The sequence below is a fragment of the Nocardia sp. NPDC003345 genome (assembly GCF_053589395.1).
In genome coordinates, this window is record NZ_JBSFRU010000038.1 from 1 (window position 1) to 14,096 (window position 14,096).

Below are 14,096 nucleotides of genomic sequence, written 5' to 3' on the forward strand. Positions count from 1 at the left end.
TCGATCGTCTCGCGCGCGGCACCGCGCGCACCCTGCTCACCTTCACCGGGGCGGTCGTGGCCATCGTGGTCGTCTGGACCGTTTTCCTGCGCATGGTGAATGTGAGCCCGTTCGTCGCGAAATCCCCCGGCGACGTGGTCGCCTACCTGTTCAGCGCGCCGGAGGCCGCCGCGAATCGGTCGGCCATAGTCGCCGACCTCGCCCACACCCTCACCGACGCCGCCTACGGATACGTATTCGGACTGGGGCTCGCGGCCGCCGTCTCGCTGCTGTTCTATTTCTCCCGGACCGTCGAGGCCATGTTCACCCCCGCGCTGACCGCGATGCACGCGATCCCGATGGTGACCGTCGCGCCGATCCTCGTACTGGTGTTCGGCCGGGGCCCGCTGGCCACCGCCGTCATCGGCGCGGCGGTGGTCGTGGTGCCGGCCCTGCTCACTATGCTGCACGGTATCCGGGCGACCCCGCGCACCGATCTGGACATGATCACCGCGTTCGGCGCCTCCCCGCTGACCGCGTTCCGCAAGGTGTCGCTACCGCACGCGATCCCGACCTGGTTCGCGGCCGCGCGGGTCGCGGTGACCACCTCGGTCGTCGGTGCGCTGCTGGCCGAATGGCTGGCGACCGGCGAGGGCCTGGGTGGTCAGATGCTCCGGGCCGCCAATGAATTCCAATTCGACCGGCTGTGGGCGTCGGTGGTGGTCCTCACGCTGGTCTGCGTCGTGATCTACCAGGTCGTGGCCATCGCCGAGGAACTCGTCGCCACCCGGATGAGCGCTCCCCGCTGAGCGCCGAACCCCCGTACCCCTTTCGCACAACTACCCGGAGCACCCATGCCTGCACATTTCGACCGCCGTAAGTTCCTCACCCGCAGCCTCGCCGCGGGCGGCCTGGCCCTGGCCGGTTCGGCCGCGCTCACCGCCTGCGTATCGGGCGGCTCGGCCGCCACCGGCTCCGGCGACGGATTCGGGGTCGCCTCCCAGCGCCTCGCGTGGATCAAGAACACCCAGTTCGCGGGCAGCTATTTCGCCGACCGCAACGGCTACTACCGCGAGGCCGGATTCACCGGCGCCGATCTGGTGTCGGGCGGGCCGACCGCGCCGCCCATCGAATCCGATGTCCTCACCCGCACTTTCGCCGGAGTCTCCCAGGTACCGATCGTCGGGTCCGCGGTCGCCAAGGGCGCGCCCCTGAAAATCGTCGGCGCGGTGTACCAGCGGTACGCGGGCTGCATCATGTCGATGGGCGCGAAACCGATCGACAGCCCGCAGGACCTCTACGGCAAAACCATCGGCTGCGCGTCGTCCAGCGAACCGGTGTGGCGCACCTATATGGCCGCGCTCGGACTCGACCAGTCGCGGATCAACACGGTCCCGGTCCAGGGCGATCCCATCGGTATGACCGCCGGTGAGATCGACGGCTATCTCGGGTTCATCAACAGCCAGGTGGTGGACCTGCGGCACAAGGGTTTCGATATCCATGCCCGGCTGCTGGCCGATATGGGATTCCCACTGGTGGGCCAGGTCTACATCACCACCCAGGACAATATCGACAACCAGCGCGACAAGCTGAAGGCTTTCCTGAAGGCCGAGATCCGCGGCTGGAAGGATGTGCTGGCCGATCCGAAGCTGGCCGCCGATATCACCGTCGACGACTACGGCCGCACTCTCGATCTGAACCGCGCGGCCACCCTCGACTGCTGTCTCGCGGGTAACGAACTCATCCGCAACGGCACCGCCGGACAGCAGATCGTCGCGATCTCCGATGCGGACGCCGCCGCCAATATCGCCTCGATCGCGGGCGGCGGGCTGAAACTGTCCGTCGGTGACCTCTTCGAACTCGGGCCCATCCGCGAGGTGTACGCCGAGAACCCCGACCTCGCCCTGTCCTGATTTCCCGCGCTCTTCGAAAGGCCAGTTCATGCCCGCAACAAGCACTCCGGACTATGTGGTCACCGGTGCCACCGTGGTCTCCCACGACGGCCGCCACCGGCACGATATCGCCGTGCAGGACGACAAGATCCTCGCGGTCGGCGACGGCCTGGCCGCCGACGGTGTCCCGACGCTCGACGCGACCGGCCTGCTGGTCCTGCCGGGTCTGGTGGATATGCACGTCCACCTGCGCGAACCCGGTATGACCGAGAAAGAGGACTTCGCCAGCGGTACTCGCGCCGCGGCCGCCGGCGGGGTCACCACCGTCGTCGATATGCCGAATACGAAACCGCCCGTCGCCACGGCCGAACGGTACCGGGACAAACTGGAACTGGTGCGCGGCAAAGCCTATGTCGATTTCGGGCTCTACGGCATGCTCGACCACGACAATGCCGGTGAGATCGCCGGGATGGCCGAACTCGGCGCGATGGGTTTCAAACTCTTCATGGGCCAGACCACCGGCGACAACCGCTGCCCGAACGACGCGGCGATCTTCCGCGGCCTGGAAGCGGCCGCCGCCGCCGATCTGGTCGTCGGGGTGCACGCCGAGAACGACCACCTGCTGCGAATGTTCGGTGACCGGCTCCAGGCATCCGGGCGTAAGGACCCCCGCGCGCATCTCGAGGGCCGGCCCGCGTTCGTCGAGGTCGAGGCCGTCACCCGGATCATCACGATGGCCACCGAGGCCGGAACGAAACTGCATATCCACCATCTGTCGACGGCGGCGGGCCTGAACCGGGTCATGGACCTGCGGTCGCAGGGACACCGGGTGTCGATCGAAACCCTGGTCGCCCATCTGTTCCTCGACGACTCCGCCTACGACGACTACGGCAACCTGATCAAACTCAACCCGCCGATCCGTCCCGCCGCCGACGTCGCGGCGCTGTGGGCGGGTATCGCCCGCGGCGATGTGGACATCATCGCCACCGACCACGCCCCGCATACCGCCGAGGAACAGGCCGAAACCGATGTCTGGAAGGCCTACGGCGGTTTCATCGGCGTCGAGACCATGCTCCCGCTGCTGCTCACGGCGGCGGCCCGGGGAAAGCTGAGCATCGAGGACATCGTGCGGCTGTGCAGCTACCGGCCGGCGCAACGCTGGTCCATCGCGTCCAAAGGGCAGCTGGCGCCGGGTTTCGACGCCGATTTCGTACTCGTCGACCCCACCGCCGAATCCACCGTCGACTCGGCCGGGCTGCATTCGAAGCATACGGTCACGCCCTACCACGGCTGGCCGCTCACGGGTTCGGTGCTCGCGACCTATCTGCGCGGACGGCTCGTGTACGAAAAGGGTGACATCATCGGGGAACCCGCTGGGCGCCAAGTCATCCCGGCCCGTCGCCCCGCCGCCGCGGCGTCCTGAGTGTCGCGGTATCCGACGGCCCGCGTAAGGCACGCGGTCCATGACATCGCCGAGTCCACGAACACCACAGGGCCCATGAATATCACGAGGGAGAAGTCGTGACCGAGACACAGGTATCTCTGCTCGACTCCGGCGGCGACGGCGCCGCCACCATGCGCAACGCGGTGGCGCGTTGTCTGGACGAGGTGCGCCGGCTGGGGATCGCGAGCGCGGCGTCCACCGAGACGTGCGGTGGATCGCTGGCCGTGATCGCCGGAATCGGCACCACCGCACCGCATGCGCTACGCGGCACCCTGCTACTCGACGCGCTCACCGCCCAGGACGTGGAGGTGGCCGACACCCTCCCGTTCCCCGATCCGGACGCACTCGCCGCGGACGGTTCCTGGGATCTGGCGCTGGTGCTGAGTCCGTGGAAACAGCAGGTCGCGCAGCGGCTGGAAACCCTGACCGAATCGGCGGCCCGCACCGGCGTCGTGGATACCGTGGTACGGGGAGCCGGTGCGACGGCCGGGGTCAATACCAACAGCTGGGCGGCCCAGGCCGCGATGGAGACGATCCTGGGCGGGCGCATACCGGACAGCGTCCTGATCCTGGGTGCGGGCGGCTCCTCCCACTCGGTCGCGCTGGCCTGCCGGCGGGCCTGGCCCGGTGCCCGGCTCGTGGGCAGCGCGCGCGATCCGGAGGCGCTGACCGGCTGGGCGCGGTATTTCGAGGCCGGGCAGCTGGCGCCCGCGGAGCTGAAAGCGCTGTCCGCCGAACAACTTCCGTCCCTGATCGTCAACACCACCACCTGGGGTGAGACCGACGACTCCGAGACCCGGCCCTTCGCTTTCGATTTCGCCGAACTCACCGGTCCCGGCAACTGCTACTTCGATCTGAACAACCGGGTCTCGGCGCTCCAGACCGCGGCGCTGCGGGCGGGGATGAACGTGATGTCGGGGACCTTCATGCAGCGGGTCACCAACGCCTGCCGCGCGGCCCTGCTGAGCGCAGGCCCGCGGTGAACACCCCGTCCGGAGCGGGGCTCACCCACCCCCGGGAACAGATGAGTGTCCGCGAACAGGTGTACCGCTTCCTGCGCCAGCAGATCACCACCGGGCAGTACGCCGCAGGTATCCGGCTGACCGAGGAACAGATCGCCGAAGAACTCGGCGTCAGCCGGACCCCGATCCGGGAAGCGCTGCAGCGGCTCACCAGCGAAGGACTGGTCGAGCGGGTGCGGCGCGGCCAGCTCGTGGTGGTGGAGTTCGGCGCGGAGGCACGGGCCGAGCTCCACGAGCTGCGCATCGCCTTCGACCAGGTCGCGGCGAAGATGCTCACCACCAAAGCCGATACCGTCGATTGGCCCGCGCTCTACGCGCTGCTGGATCCGCTCGGCGCCGCGCTGCACGGGCACGGAGTGGGCTCGCCCCAGTACTCGATGGCCCACCTGGACTTCCACATGGCCATCAACCGGGCCGCGTTCACCCCCGTGACCTCCTCGTTCCTGCAACGGCAGGCGTTCCTCTACCCCACCGACGACTACGTCCAGCAACCCGGACACGAACCGGTGTCCCAGCACCGCACCCTGCTCGACGACCTCTCCAGCGGCGACCTCGAGCGCGCCACCACCGCCGCCCGTATCCACGCGCTGCGCGGTCCCGGAAACACCACCCTCACTTAGTCACGCGGTCCGTGCGCCCGCGCCGTGACGCCGCAAAGGAGTTCCCTCATGTCCGACGACGCCGTTCTCATGTTCGTCAACGGCCAGGCCATGCGTGGCGGGTCGCTCAACGACGCCCTCGCCTCGGCCCGCTTCCTGGGCGCGGTGCGTACCGCGCCGAACTACCGCTTTTTCTCCTTCGACGACGTATTCCCCGGTCTGGCAAGGGTTTCCGAGGGTGGCTGGCCCGTGCCGGGCGAGATCTACCGGGTGTCCTATACCGATCTGCGCGACAACCTGCTGCCCCGCGAACCCGCCGAACTGGAACTGTCGGTGATCGAACTGGAGGACGGGCGCGGCTCACTGAGCATGGTCTGCCGCCACCTGCCCGGACCGGACGACCCGGCCCGCGAGATCACCGCCCCCGGTGGCTGGCGCGAACACCGCGCGACCCTCGCCGATCACGCGTGACGATGGAGATCCTCGCCGCCGGTACCGATCCCGGCACCGCGGACCACTATCTGTACTGCACCCCGGAAACCGTTCGCTGGGGCACGCTGCCCACCCCGCGGACCCCGGCGGTCCTGGCGGTGGACAGCGGACACACCGTCACCTTCGACACGGTCTCCCAAGAGGGGCTGATGGAGGATCAGGGGCGCGACCCGGTCGCCTATTTCGGGCAGTTCGGGGTGCCCCGGCGGCAGGTACTGCCGGACGCGGTGGCACTGGCGGAGTCGGGGCTGCACCGGGAGGAGAAGCCCGAGGGTCCACATATCGTGCTCGGCCCGGTGCGGGTGCGCGGCGCCGCGCCGGGCGACTGGTTGCGGGTCGATTTCCTCGACCTCACCCCGCGTGTGCCGTACGGGATCATCTCCAGCCGGCACGGCCGGGGCGCGCTGCCCGACTCGCTGCCACGCGATACCGGCGGCTCCCCCGTACCGGTGGTCAGCAAGTTCTGCGCGCTGGACGGGTCCGAGGCGGTGTTCGGATTCGGCGGCGGCGCGGCGCGAATCGGTGTGCGGCCGTTCCTCGGACTGTGCGGGGTGACGCCCGCCGGTGACGAGCCGCGCGGCACCATCGCGCCGGGACCCTTCGGCGGCAATATCGATCTGCGGGAGATCGTGGTGGGCAGTTCACTGTTTCTGCCGGTGCAGGTCGAGGGCGCCGGTTTCTACCTCGGCGACCCGCATTTCGCGCAGGGCAACGGCGAGATCGCGCTGACCGCACTGGAGGGGTCGCTGCGGGTGACCGCGCGCCTGTCGGTGGTGCCCGCCGTCACCGGCGCGCCCGCCGGATGGCCGTTCGCCGAGACCGAGGAGCACTGGATCCTGCTCGGAATGCACGAAAGCCTCGATATCGCCATGCGCGACTGCGCCCGCGCGGGGGTCGCTTTTCTCGCCGCCCGAACGGGTATGTCGCCGACCGAGGCGTATCTGTACCTGAGCGCGGCCGGAGATTTCTCGGTCACGCAGGTGGTCGACATCGTGAAGGGAGTGCACTGTGCGATCCGCAAACGGGATTTCGCGGCCTGATTTCCGCCGCGCCGACGGCCGGCCGGTGCCGGTGCTGCGCAACGCCACCACCACCGACGGCCGCGCCGTGGATGTTCATCTCCGTGGCGATCTGGTCGAGGCCGTGGTCCCCGCCCGGGGTGGGCCCGGCGGCGAACTCGATCTGGATCTCACCGGCCATCTGCTGCTCGCCGCACCCGCCGATCCGCATCTCCACCTGGACAAGGCCCTGTCCTTCGACGAGATCCGGCCGCCATTGGGCGATCTCGGCGCCGCCATCGCCGCCTGGGACGAGTACGGCCCCCGCCTGACCGTCGACGGTATCGCCGGCCGGGCCCGCGCGGCCGCGCTGCGCGCGCTGTCCTACGGCACCACCGCCATCCGCTCCCATGTGAACCTGCTGCCCGGTCCCGAACCGTTACGCGGCGTGCGGGCGCTGCTGCGGGTACGCGCGGAACTCGCGGACGTCATGGATATCCAGCTGGTTGCCCTGGCCCCGTTCGCGGTGGCCGAGGATGCCATCCACGAGGCACTCGATCTCGGCGTGGACCTTCTCGGCGGCCACCCCCACCACACCCCCGACCCGGAGGGGAACCTGCGCACATTGCTGCGGATCGCGGCCGAGCACGGCGTCGGGGTCGATATCCACACCGACGAACAACTCGACCCCGCCATGCGCACCCTCGAACAGCTCGCCCACGCGGTACGCGACCGGCCGATCACCGCCCCGGTGACCGCGAGCCACTGCGTGAGCCTGGGCATGATGCGGCCCGACGCCCAGGCCCGGGTGATCGCCGCGGTGGCCGCCGCCCGCATCGGCGTGGTCACCCTGCCCATCACCAATCTGTATCTCCAGGGCCGCGACCATCTCGCCGGTAAGCCCCGTGGTCTCACCGCCGTGCGCGCGCTGCTCGACGCCGGGGTCCCGCTCGGCGCGGGCGCGGACAACATCCAGGACCCGTTCAACCCGGTGGGCAGCGGCGACGCCCTCGAAACCGCCATGTTGCTGGTGACCGCCGGTCATCTCACTCCCTCGGAGGCGTATACCGCGATCACCGCGGGCGCCCGGCGGATCATGGGTCTGCCGCCCGCCGGGCCTGAACCCGGTGCCCGGGCCGATCTGCTGGCGATCCGGGCGTCGAGCCTGCGGGAGGCCATCGCCTCGGCGCCGGCCGACCGCTATGTCGTGCACCGCGGTCGGCTGGTCGCGTCCGGCCGCTCGGAACGGTCGGCCGTCACCGCTCTCGCCGACTGAGTGGTCCACTCACCCGATCAAACGTTATTTCAATCAATGATTGAAATACGCCTCCGGCGGTGGTTCACTACTTTCATGCGCCAGAAAGTCTCGGCCGGAACCCGGGAGCGGCTGCTCGCCGCCGCCGAACGACTCCTGCTCACCGAGCGGTACGACGAGGTCTCGGTCCGCGGGATCTGCGCGGCGGCCGGGGCCAACCCGGCGGCCGTGCATTATCACTTCGGCTCGAAGGAAGGCCTGGTGGCCGCGCTGCTGGAGGACCGCCTCGGCGCCCTCTGGGCCGACCGGCTCGCCGAGGTCACCGCCGATCCGCTGCCCGTGCACCGGATCGTGGACGCGGTCCTGGAACCGTTCGCCCAGCTGACCGCCGACCCGCTCGGCCGCCTGCACCTGCGCCTGCTCGCCCAGTGCGTACTCGGCCGCCGGATCGGACCGTGGCAGCAGCAGTGGTTCCGGATCGATTCCTGGTACGGGCTCCTGCCCGGTATCGACGAACGGGAGAGCGGGCGGCGCTGGATGCTCGCCTTCGACCTGATCATCACCCGGTTCGGCGGCGCGGCCGTCGACGACCGTCCCCTCACTCCCCGCGCCGTGGCGACACTGCGCGATTTCGTGGTGGCCGGATTGACCGCTCCGACAGGAGAACACAATGATTGACGTTTTCGCCCCCGCCCCGCTGGGACCGCTCACCCTGCGCAACCGCGTGATCAAGGCCGCGACCTTCGAGGGCCGGACACCCGACGCACTGGTCACCGACGACCTCGTGGAGTTCCACCGCGAGGTCGCGGCGGGCGGCGTGGGGATGACCACCGTCGCCTACTGCGCGGTCCACCCGGGCGGGCGCACCGACCGCCACCAGATCTATATGCGCCCCGAGGCAGTTCCCGGCCTGCGCCGCCTCACCGACGCCGTCCATGCCGAGGGTGCCGCCGCCAGTGCCCAGATCGGACATGCGGGTCCGGTGGCCAATGCCGCGTCCAATCGCCTGCCCGCCCTGGCGCCGAGCCGCTTCTTCAGCCCGCTCGGGATGGCTCCGATGAAGGTGCCGGACCAGTCCGAGATCGCCGAGCTGGTCACCGCCCACGCGGACGCGGCGCGGCTGGCGATCGAGGCCGGATTCGATGCCGTGGAAATCCATTTCGGCCACAACTACCTGGTGAGCTCCTTCCTGAGCCCGCTGCTGAATCGGCGCAAGGACCGGTACGGCGGCTCCCTGGAGAACCGCGCCCGGCTGGCTCGCGATATCGCGCGGGCGGTACGCGACGCCGTCGGAGAGCGAATCGCGGTGACCGCGAAACTGAATATGGAGGACGGTATCCGCGGCGGGTTCACGCTGCCGGAATCGCTACAGGTGGCGGCCTGGCTGGAAGCCGACGACGCCCTCGACGCGCTCGAACTCACCGCGGGCAGTTCACTGCTGAATCCGATGCTGCTGTTCCACGGCGCCGCGCCGCGCCGCGAGTTCGCGAAAACGCTACCCGGACCGGCGCGCTGGGGCTTCCGGATGATCGGCCGGGCCTTCCTGCGCGAATACCCCTACGAGAAGGCCTATCTGCTCGAACGCGCGCGCCAGTTCCGGCGCGAACTGGCCATGCCGCTGGTGCTGCTCGGCGGTATCACCGACCGCAAATCCATGGATCTGGCCATGGCGGAGGGATTCGAGTTCGTCGCCATGGGCCGGGCGCTACTGCGGGAGCCGGATCTGCTCAACCGCATTCAGGCCGATGCCCGGGCCGAGTCGGCCTGCGTGCACTGCAACGAATGTATGCCGACCATCTACAGCCGGACCCGCTGCGTGCTGCGGCTGGACCCGCCGGCTCCGGCGCCGGATCGGGCGGCCGAGGCGGGGTGAAGCACCGCACCCGGTCTCCGAACCGGGTGCGGGACAACGGTCCTCGGGCGGCGGCAATTTCTCCCAATTGACGGACACCTATTGAATGCGCCGTTATTTAACGGTACGGTTCAGGTTATCGACAGCGCACTCCGAGTGCGTCAGCTCAGACCGACACCGTGCCGCCGCGGCGGCACCGACCGAGGACCGAATATGCATCGCACCCCGCATACCCGCCGGCTCATCGTCCGGATCGCGGCCACCGCCGCGATCGCCCTGGCTCCGCTGGCGATCACCGCCGCCCCCGCGCTCGCCCAGGCCCCCGCCGCCCCCGCGCCGAACGGCGCGGTCGAGGATGTCAGCCGCCCCGGGCGCCACAACCACGACGGATGGGGCCGGCACGACCGCGGCTGGGGTCGCCACGACCGCGGCCAGCACAGCCGGAACGGCTGGTTCGACGACGGCGTCGACTGGGACCGCGGCCACCGCAACCGGCACCACCGCAATCACGGCTGGGACAACGGCTGGAACGATCGCGGCTGGAACCACGGCCACGGCCGCAACCGGGGCTGGGACCACGGCCACGGCCACGGCTTCCCGCTGCCCCCGATCTACCTGCCCGGCACCGGCAGCGCCTTCTGACCGCTGAACAACGGACCATCATCTGAGGTAAAGCTCTATCGTGCGGGTACCGCACGATAGGACGGGAGGTACCGGCCCTGGGCTCGGCCGGTCATCTCGCGGCCGGGCCGGCACCCTGTACATGGGTGTCGGCCCCGTGCGAGAACGACGCCGCTTCGGCGCCGCGTTGCGGCGCCTGCTGGGCCCGCAGCCGCGGCAGCGCCCGCTGCAGGGCCTCGATCAGCAGATCGGCCAGATCATGACTGAAACCGTTGCGCACCACGATGCGCAGCACCGCGAGATCCTCCCGATCGGCCGGGAACGTGTAGGCCGGGACCAGCCAGCCCTGCTCCCGCAGGGCCGCCGAGACGTCGAAGACCGAATACCCGGTCTCCTCCGGCGCGAGAGTGAACGCGAAAACCGGTAACTGCCGGCCGTCGGTGAGCAACCGGAACGGCCCCAGCGCCGCGATCCGGTCTGCCAAGGCGGCGGCGACCTCACGGCAATAACCCTGCACCCGCTCGTAGCCGCGATGCCCGAGCCTCAGGAAGGTGTAGTACTGCGCCACCACCTGCGCGCCGGGCCGGGAGAAGTTCAGCGCGAAGGTCGGCATCTGGCCACCCAGGTAGTTCACCCGGAACACCAGTTCCTCGGGCAGCGCCGCGCGGTCGCGCCACAGCACCCACCCCACCCCGGGATAGATCAACCCGTACTTGTGCCCCGAGGTGTTGATCGAGGCGACCCGCGCCAGCCGGAAATCCCATTCCAGCCCGGGATCGCAGAAGGGCGCGAACATCGCACCGGACGCCCCGTCGACGTGCACCGGGATATCCCAGCCCCGGTCGGCCCGCACCCGGTCCAGGGCCGCGCAGATCTCGGCGACGGGTTCGTAGCTACCGTCGAAGGTGGACCCCAGGATCGCGACCACTCCGATGGTGTTCTCGTCACAGCGGGCCACCGCCTCCTCGGCCGTCAGGTGGAACCGCTCCCCCGACATCGGCACCAGCCGCGCCTCGACATCCCAGTACTCGGCGAATTTCTCCCAGCACACCTGCACATTGGCGCCCATCACCAGATTGGGCCGGCCGGTGGACTGCCCGGCCGCCTGCCGCTGTTTCTGCCAGCGGCGTTTCAAGGCCAGCCCGGCCAGCATGCACGCCTCGCTGGAGCCGGTCGTCGAACACCCGATGGCATCGTCGGGATCGGCGGCGTGCCACAGATCGGCCAGGATGCGCACACAGCGCTGTTCGAGTTCGGCCGTGCGCGGATATTCGTCCTTGTCGATCATGTTCTTGTCGAAACATTCGGTCATCAGCACCCGCGCGGCCGGTTCCATCCAGGTGGTGACGAAGGTCGCCAGGTTGAGCCGCGCGTTACCGTCGAGCAGCAGCTCGTCGTGTACCACCTGATAGGCGGTATCGCTGTCCAGTTCACCGGCCGGGAGCCGGTTACGCGGTATATCGAGTGGTTCCCGGGTGAAGACCGGGTTCACGGTGATCTCGTCGCGGTGCCGCGACGGTTCGTGCGCGGGATGGGTCAATGCCATGGAGACCTCCGCGAGCATCGGGCCGGGCCTCGTCACCCGGAGGCGGCGCTGGACCCCTCCGAGTATTCACCCGGTCCCGGGTGAGTTTCCGCAGGGCGGGCCCTCCCGGCGGGTCGGGCGCGCAGTGCCCGGCCACGAACCCGCCGACGCGCGGGCGCCGGGCCGCGCGGATCCGCCCCGAACCGCGGGCATCGGAGATACGCTCGGCCGGTCAGTCCATGCGACGGCCGCCGGGTCCTTCGACGGCGGCACCAGATGTGTTCCGTCCCGCTAGTCCGGCACAACGACGTCTGAGGAGCTGATCCAGGTGAAATCGGTCAACCCGTACCTGATGTTCAACGGCAACGCCGAAGAGGCGTTCACCTTCTACCAGTCCGTATTCGGTGGTGAACTGCAAGTGGTCCGGTTCGCCGATATGGGTGAGGCCGACGGTCTCCCGGACGAGGCGAAGAACCTGATCGCGCACGTATCGCTACCGCTCAACGGCACCGAGCAGATCCTGATGGGCTCGGACTGCCCGCCGGGACAGACGGTGGACGTGTCGTCGCGCCCCAACTTCAACGTCTGCCTCGAGGTCAGCGATACCGACGAGGCGCAGCGCGTCTTCGACGCCCTCGCGGTCGGGGGCAATGTGGATATGCATCTCGCGAAGACCGAGTGGACGGAGTTGTTCGGCATGCTGACCGACCGCTTCTCCATTCCGTGGATGTTCGACTACAGCGCACCGTAGCCGTGGCTCCCGGAAATCGGCCCGCCGGCAGGTGAACGCCGACCGCACGGCCGAATCGCCGCGTGCCGGCTCCGGGCTGGTGCTGGCGGTGCTCGCCGCCGGGCAGTTCCTGATGACCCTCGACAGTTCGGTCATGAACGTGTCCATGGCGACGGTGGCACAGGATGTCGGCACCAGTATCACCGGCATCCAGACCGCCATCACGCTCTACACCCTGGTGATGGCATCGCTGATGATCACCGGCGGCAAAATCGGCGCGATCGTGGGACGGCGCCGGGTGTTCGCGCTCGGTCTGCTGGTCTACGGCACCGGATCGCTGGTCACGGGCCTCGCGCCGAATCTCGGCGTACTGCTGGTGGGCTGGTCGCTACTGGAAGGGATCGGCGCCGCGCTCATCATGCCCGCGATCGTGGCGCTGGTGGCCGCCAATGTGCCCACCGAGCGCCGGGCCGCCGCGTACGGACTGATCGCGGCCGCGGGCGCGTCCGCCGTCGCGGTGGGCCCGCTGCTGGGCGGCGCCGTCACCACCTACGCCTCGTGGCGGCTGGTGTTCTTCGGCGAGGTGGCCGTGGTGGCCGTGATCATGCTGCTGCTGCGCCGGATGGCCGACAGCCCCGCCGAACAGGCCCGGCTGGATCTGCTCGGCGCGGCACTCTCGGTGGCCGGTCTCGGCATGATCGTCTACGGCGTGCTCCGCTCCGGCGAATGGGGCTGGGTCCAGCCGCGCCCCGGCGGTCCGGTGGTGCTCGGACTGTCGCCGGTGATCTGGCTGCTGCTCGGTGGCCTGCTGGTGCTGGTGCTGTTCCGGGAGCGGCTGGCCGCGCGGGTGCGGGCGGGCCGCGAACCCCTCTTCGACCCGCGCCTGCTGGCCAACGGCCGGCTGACCGGTGGGCTCACCATGTTCTTCGCCCAGTTCGCCGTCCAGGCCGGGGTGTTCTTCGCGGTACCGCTGTTCCTGTCGGTGGTGCTGGAACTCAGCGCGCTCGGCACCGGCGCGCGGCTGCTGCCCCTGTCGGTCGCGTTGATCGTCGCCGCGCTCGGGATTCCGAAGTTCGTGCCGCGCGCGAGCCCACGCCGCGTGGTCCGGCTCGGCCTGGCGTCGATGATCATCGGAATCCTGCTGCTCGCCGCCGGAATGGACCCCGGCGCGGACGCCGCGGTGGTCGCGTTGCCCATGCTGCTCATGGGTGCGGGGCTGGGCGCCCTGGCCTCGCAGTTGGGCGCGGTGACGGTATCCGCGGTACCGGAATCACGGAGCGCGGAGGTCGGCGGACTCCAGAACACCGCGTCCTATCTGGGCGCCTCACTGGGTACCGCGTTGATCGGGTCGATTCTCATCGGCGCGCTCACATCCTCGGTGATCGACGGTATCGAGGACAACCCCGATGTCCCGGCGTCGGTACAGGAACAGGCCGCCACCGATCTGGCCGCGGGCGTACCGTTCCTCTCCGATGTCCAGCTGCGCGACGCACTCGACGCCGCGGGAGTGGACGGCCCCACCGCCGATACCGTGGTCGCGATCAATACCGAGGCGCGCCTGGACGCGCTGCAGACCGCGTTCGCCGCGACGGCGTTACTCGCGGTCCTCGCCCTGTTCGGCACCCGGCTGCTCCCGGTCCGGTCCCCGACCGCTCCGGTCGCCGGGGGCACACCGCCGGATCCGTAA

General features: G+C 69.5%; 14 protein-coding genes. 13 read left to right on the forward strand and 1 reads right to left on the reverse strand.

Annotated elements, in window-relative coordinates; all coding sequences use genetic code 11:
• The 11 genes from ACWDU1_RS07295 to ACWDU1_RS07345 form a co-directional block, all read left to right on the forward strand.
• Window positions 1-788: ABC transporter permease (locus ACWDU1_RS07295; RefSeq protein ID WP_449996417.1), on the forward strand; the 788-nt coding region annotated here is incomplete at its 5' end.
• A gap of 45 nt (window positions 789-833) precedes the next feature.
• On the forward strand, window positions 834-1,892 hold the full coding sequence (locus ACWDU1_RS07300; protein ID WP_449996418.1) for an ABC transporter substrate-binding protein: 1,059 nt from the start codon (window positions 834-836) through the stop codon (window positions 1,890-1,892).
• Between the two features lie 28 nt (window positions 1,893-1,920).
• Complete coding sequence (gene allB, locus ACWDU1_RS07305; protein ID WP_449996419.1) at window positions 1,921-3,294, forward strand: allantoinase AllB; 1,374 nt, start codon at window positions 1,921-1,923, stop codon at window positions 3,292-3,294.
• 98 nt (window positions 3,295-3,392) lie between these two features.
• On the forward strand, window positions 3,393-4,298 hold the full coding sequence (locus ACWDU1_RS07310; RefSeq protein ID WP_449996420.1) for a hypothetical protein: 906 nt from the start codon (window positions 3,393-3,395) through the stop codon (window positions 4,296-4,298).
• On the forward strand, window positions 4,295-4,957 hold the full coding sequence (locus tag ACWDU1_RS07315) for a GntR family transcriptional regulator (protein ID WP_449996421.1): 663 nt from the start codon (window positions 4,295-4,297) through the stop codon (window positions 4,955-4,957). Before ACWDU1_RS07310 ends, ACWDU1_RS07315 begins: the two co-directional genes overlap by 4 nt.
• 48 nt (window positions 4,958-5,005) lie before the next feature.
• Window positions 5,006-5,407, forward strand: a complete 402-nt coding sequence (locus ACWDU1_RS07320) for an allophanate hydrolase-related protein (protein WP_449996422.1) — start codon at window positions 5,006-5,008, stop codon at window positions 5,405-5,407.
• A gap of 2 nt (window positions 5,408-5,409) precedes the next feature.
• The gene (locus ACWDU1_RS07325) at window positions 5,410-6,468 is read left to right on the forward strand and encodes an acetamidase/formamidase family protein (RefSeq protein WP_449996445.1); all 1,059 of its coding nucleotides are present in this window, start codon (window positions 5,410-5,412) and stop codon (window positions 6,466-6,468) included.
• On the forward strand, window positions 6,437-7,702 hold the full coding sequence (locus tag ACWDU1_RS07330; RefSeq protein ID WP_449996423.1) for an amidohydrolase family protein: 1,266 nt from the start codon (window positions 6,437-6,439) through the stop codon (window positions 7,700-7,702). Before ACWDU1_RS07325 ends, ACWDU1_RS07330 begins: the two co-directional genes overlap by 32 nt.
• Before the next feature lie 75 nt (window positions 7,703-7,777).
• On the forward strand, window positions 7,778-8,359 hold the full coding sequence (locus tag ACWDU1_RS07335; RefSeq protein ID WP_449996424.1) for a TetR family transcriptional regulator: 582 nt from the start codon (window positions 7,778-7,780) through the stop codon (window positions 8,357-8,359).
• On the forward strand, window positions 8,352-9,554 hold the full coding sequence (locus ACWDU1_RS07340) for an NADH:flavin oxidoreductase (protein ID WP_449996425.1): 1,203 nt from the start codon (window positions 8,352-8,354) through the stop codon (window positions 9,552-9,554). Before ACWDU1_RS07335 ends, ACWDU1_RS07340 begins: the two co-directional genes overlap by 8 nt.
• 192 nt (window positions 9,555-9,746) lie before the next feature.
• Window positions 9,747-10,175: a hypothetical protein gene (locus tag ACWDU1_RS07345; protein WP_449996426.1), complete on the forward strand. Its 429-nt coding sequence runs from the start codon at window positions 9,747-9,749 to the stop codon at window positions 10,173-10,175.
• Between the two features lie 91 nt (window positions 10,176-10,266).
• Here the strand turns inward: ACWDU1_RS07345 and ACWDU1_RS07350 are convergent, their stop codons facing one another.
• On the reverse strand, window positions 10,267-11,700 hold the full coding sequence (locus tag ACWDU1_RS07350) for a glutamate decarboxylase (RefSeq protein ID WP_449996427.1): 1,434 nt from the start codon (window positions 11,698-11,700) through the stop codon (window positions 10,267-10,269).
• Window positions 11,701-12,007: 307 nt separating this feature from the next.
• Here ACWDU1_RS07350 and ACWDU1_RS07355 point away from each other — a divergent pair, with 307 nt between their 5' ends.
• Complete coding sequence (locus ACWDU1_RS07355; protein WP_449996428.1) at window positions 12,008-12,430, forward strand: VOC family protein; 423 nt, start codon at window positions 12,008-12,010, stop codon at window positions 12,428-12,430.
• Between the two features lie 31 nt (window positions 12,431-12,461).
• Entirely contained in the window at window positions 12,462-14,096 is a 1,635-nt protein-coding gene (locus tag ACWDU1_RS07360; RefSeq protein WP_449996429.1) for an MFS transporter, read from the forward strand.

Coding starts and splice junctions, on each gene's coding strand:
- ACWDU1_RS07300 (WP_449996418.1), top strand. CDS start 834: ATGCCTGCACATTTCGACCGCCGTAAGTTCCTCACCCGCAGCCTCGCC.
- allB (WP_449996419.1), top strand. CDS start 1,921: ATGCCCGCAACAAGCACTCCGGACTATGTGGTCACCGGTGCCACCGTG.
- ACWDU1_RS07320 (WP_449996422.1), top strand. CDS start 5,006: ATGTCCGACGACGCCGTTCTCATGTTCGTCAACGGCCAGGCCATGCGT.
- ACWDU1_RS07325 (WP_449996445.1), top strand. CDS start 5,410: ATGGAGATCCTCGCCGCCGGTACCGATCCCGGCACCGCGGACCACTAT.
- ACWDU1_RS07335 (WP_449996424.1), top strand. CDS start 7,778: ATGCGCCAGAAAGTCTCGGCCGGAACCCGGGAGCGGCTGCTCGCCGCC.
- ACWDU1_RS07340 (WP_449996425.1), top strand. CDS start 8,352: ATGATTGACGTTTTCGCCCCCGCCCCGCTGGGACCGCTCACCCTGCGC.
- ACWDU1_RS07345 (WP_449996426.1), top strand. CDS start 9,747: ATGCATCGCACCCCGCATACCCGCCGGCTCATCGTCCGGATCGCGGCC.
- ACWDU1_RS07350 (WP_449996427.1), bottom strand. CDS start 11,700: ATGGCATTGACCCATCCCGCGCACGAACCGTCGCGGCACCGCGACGAG.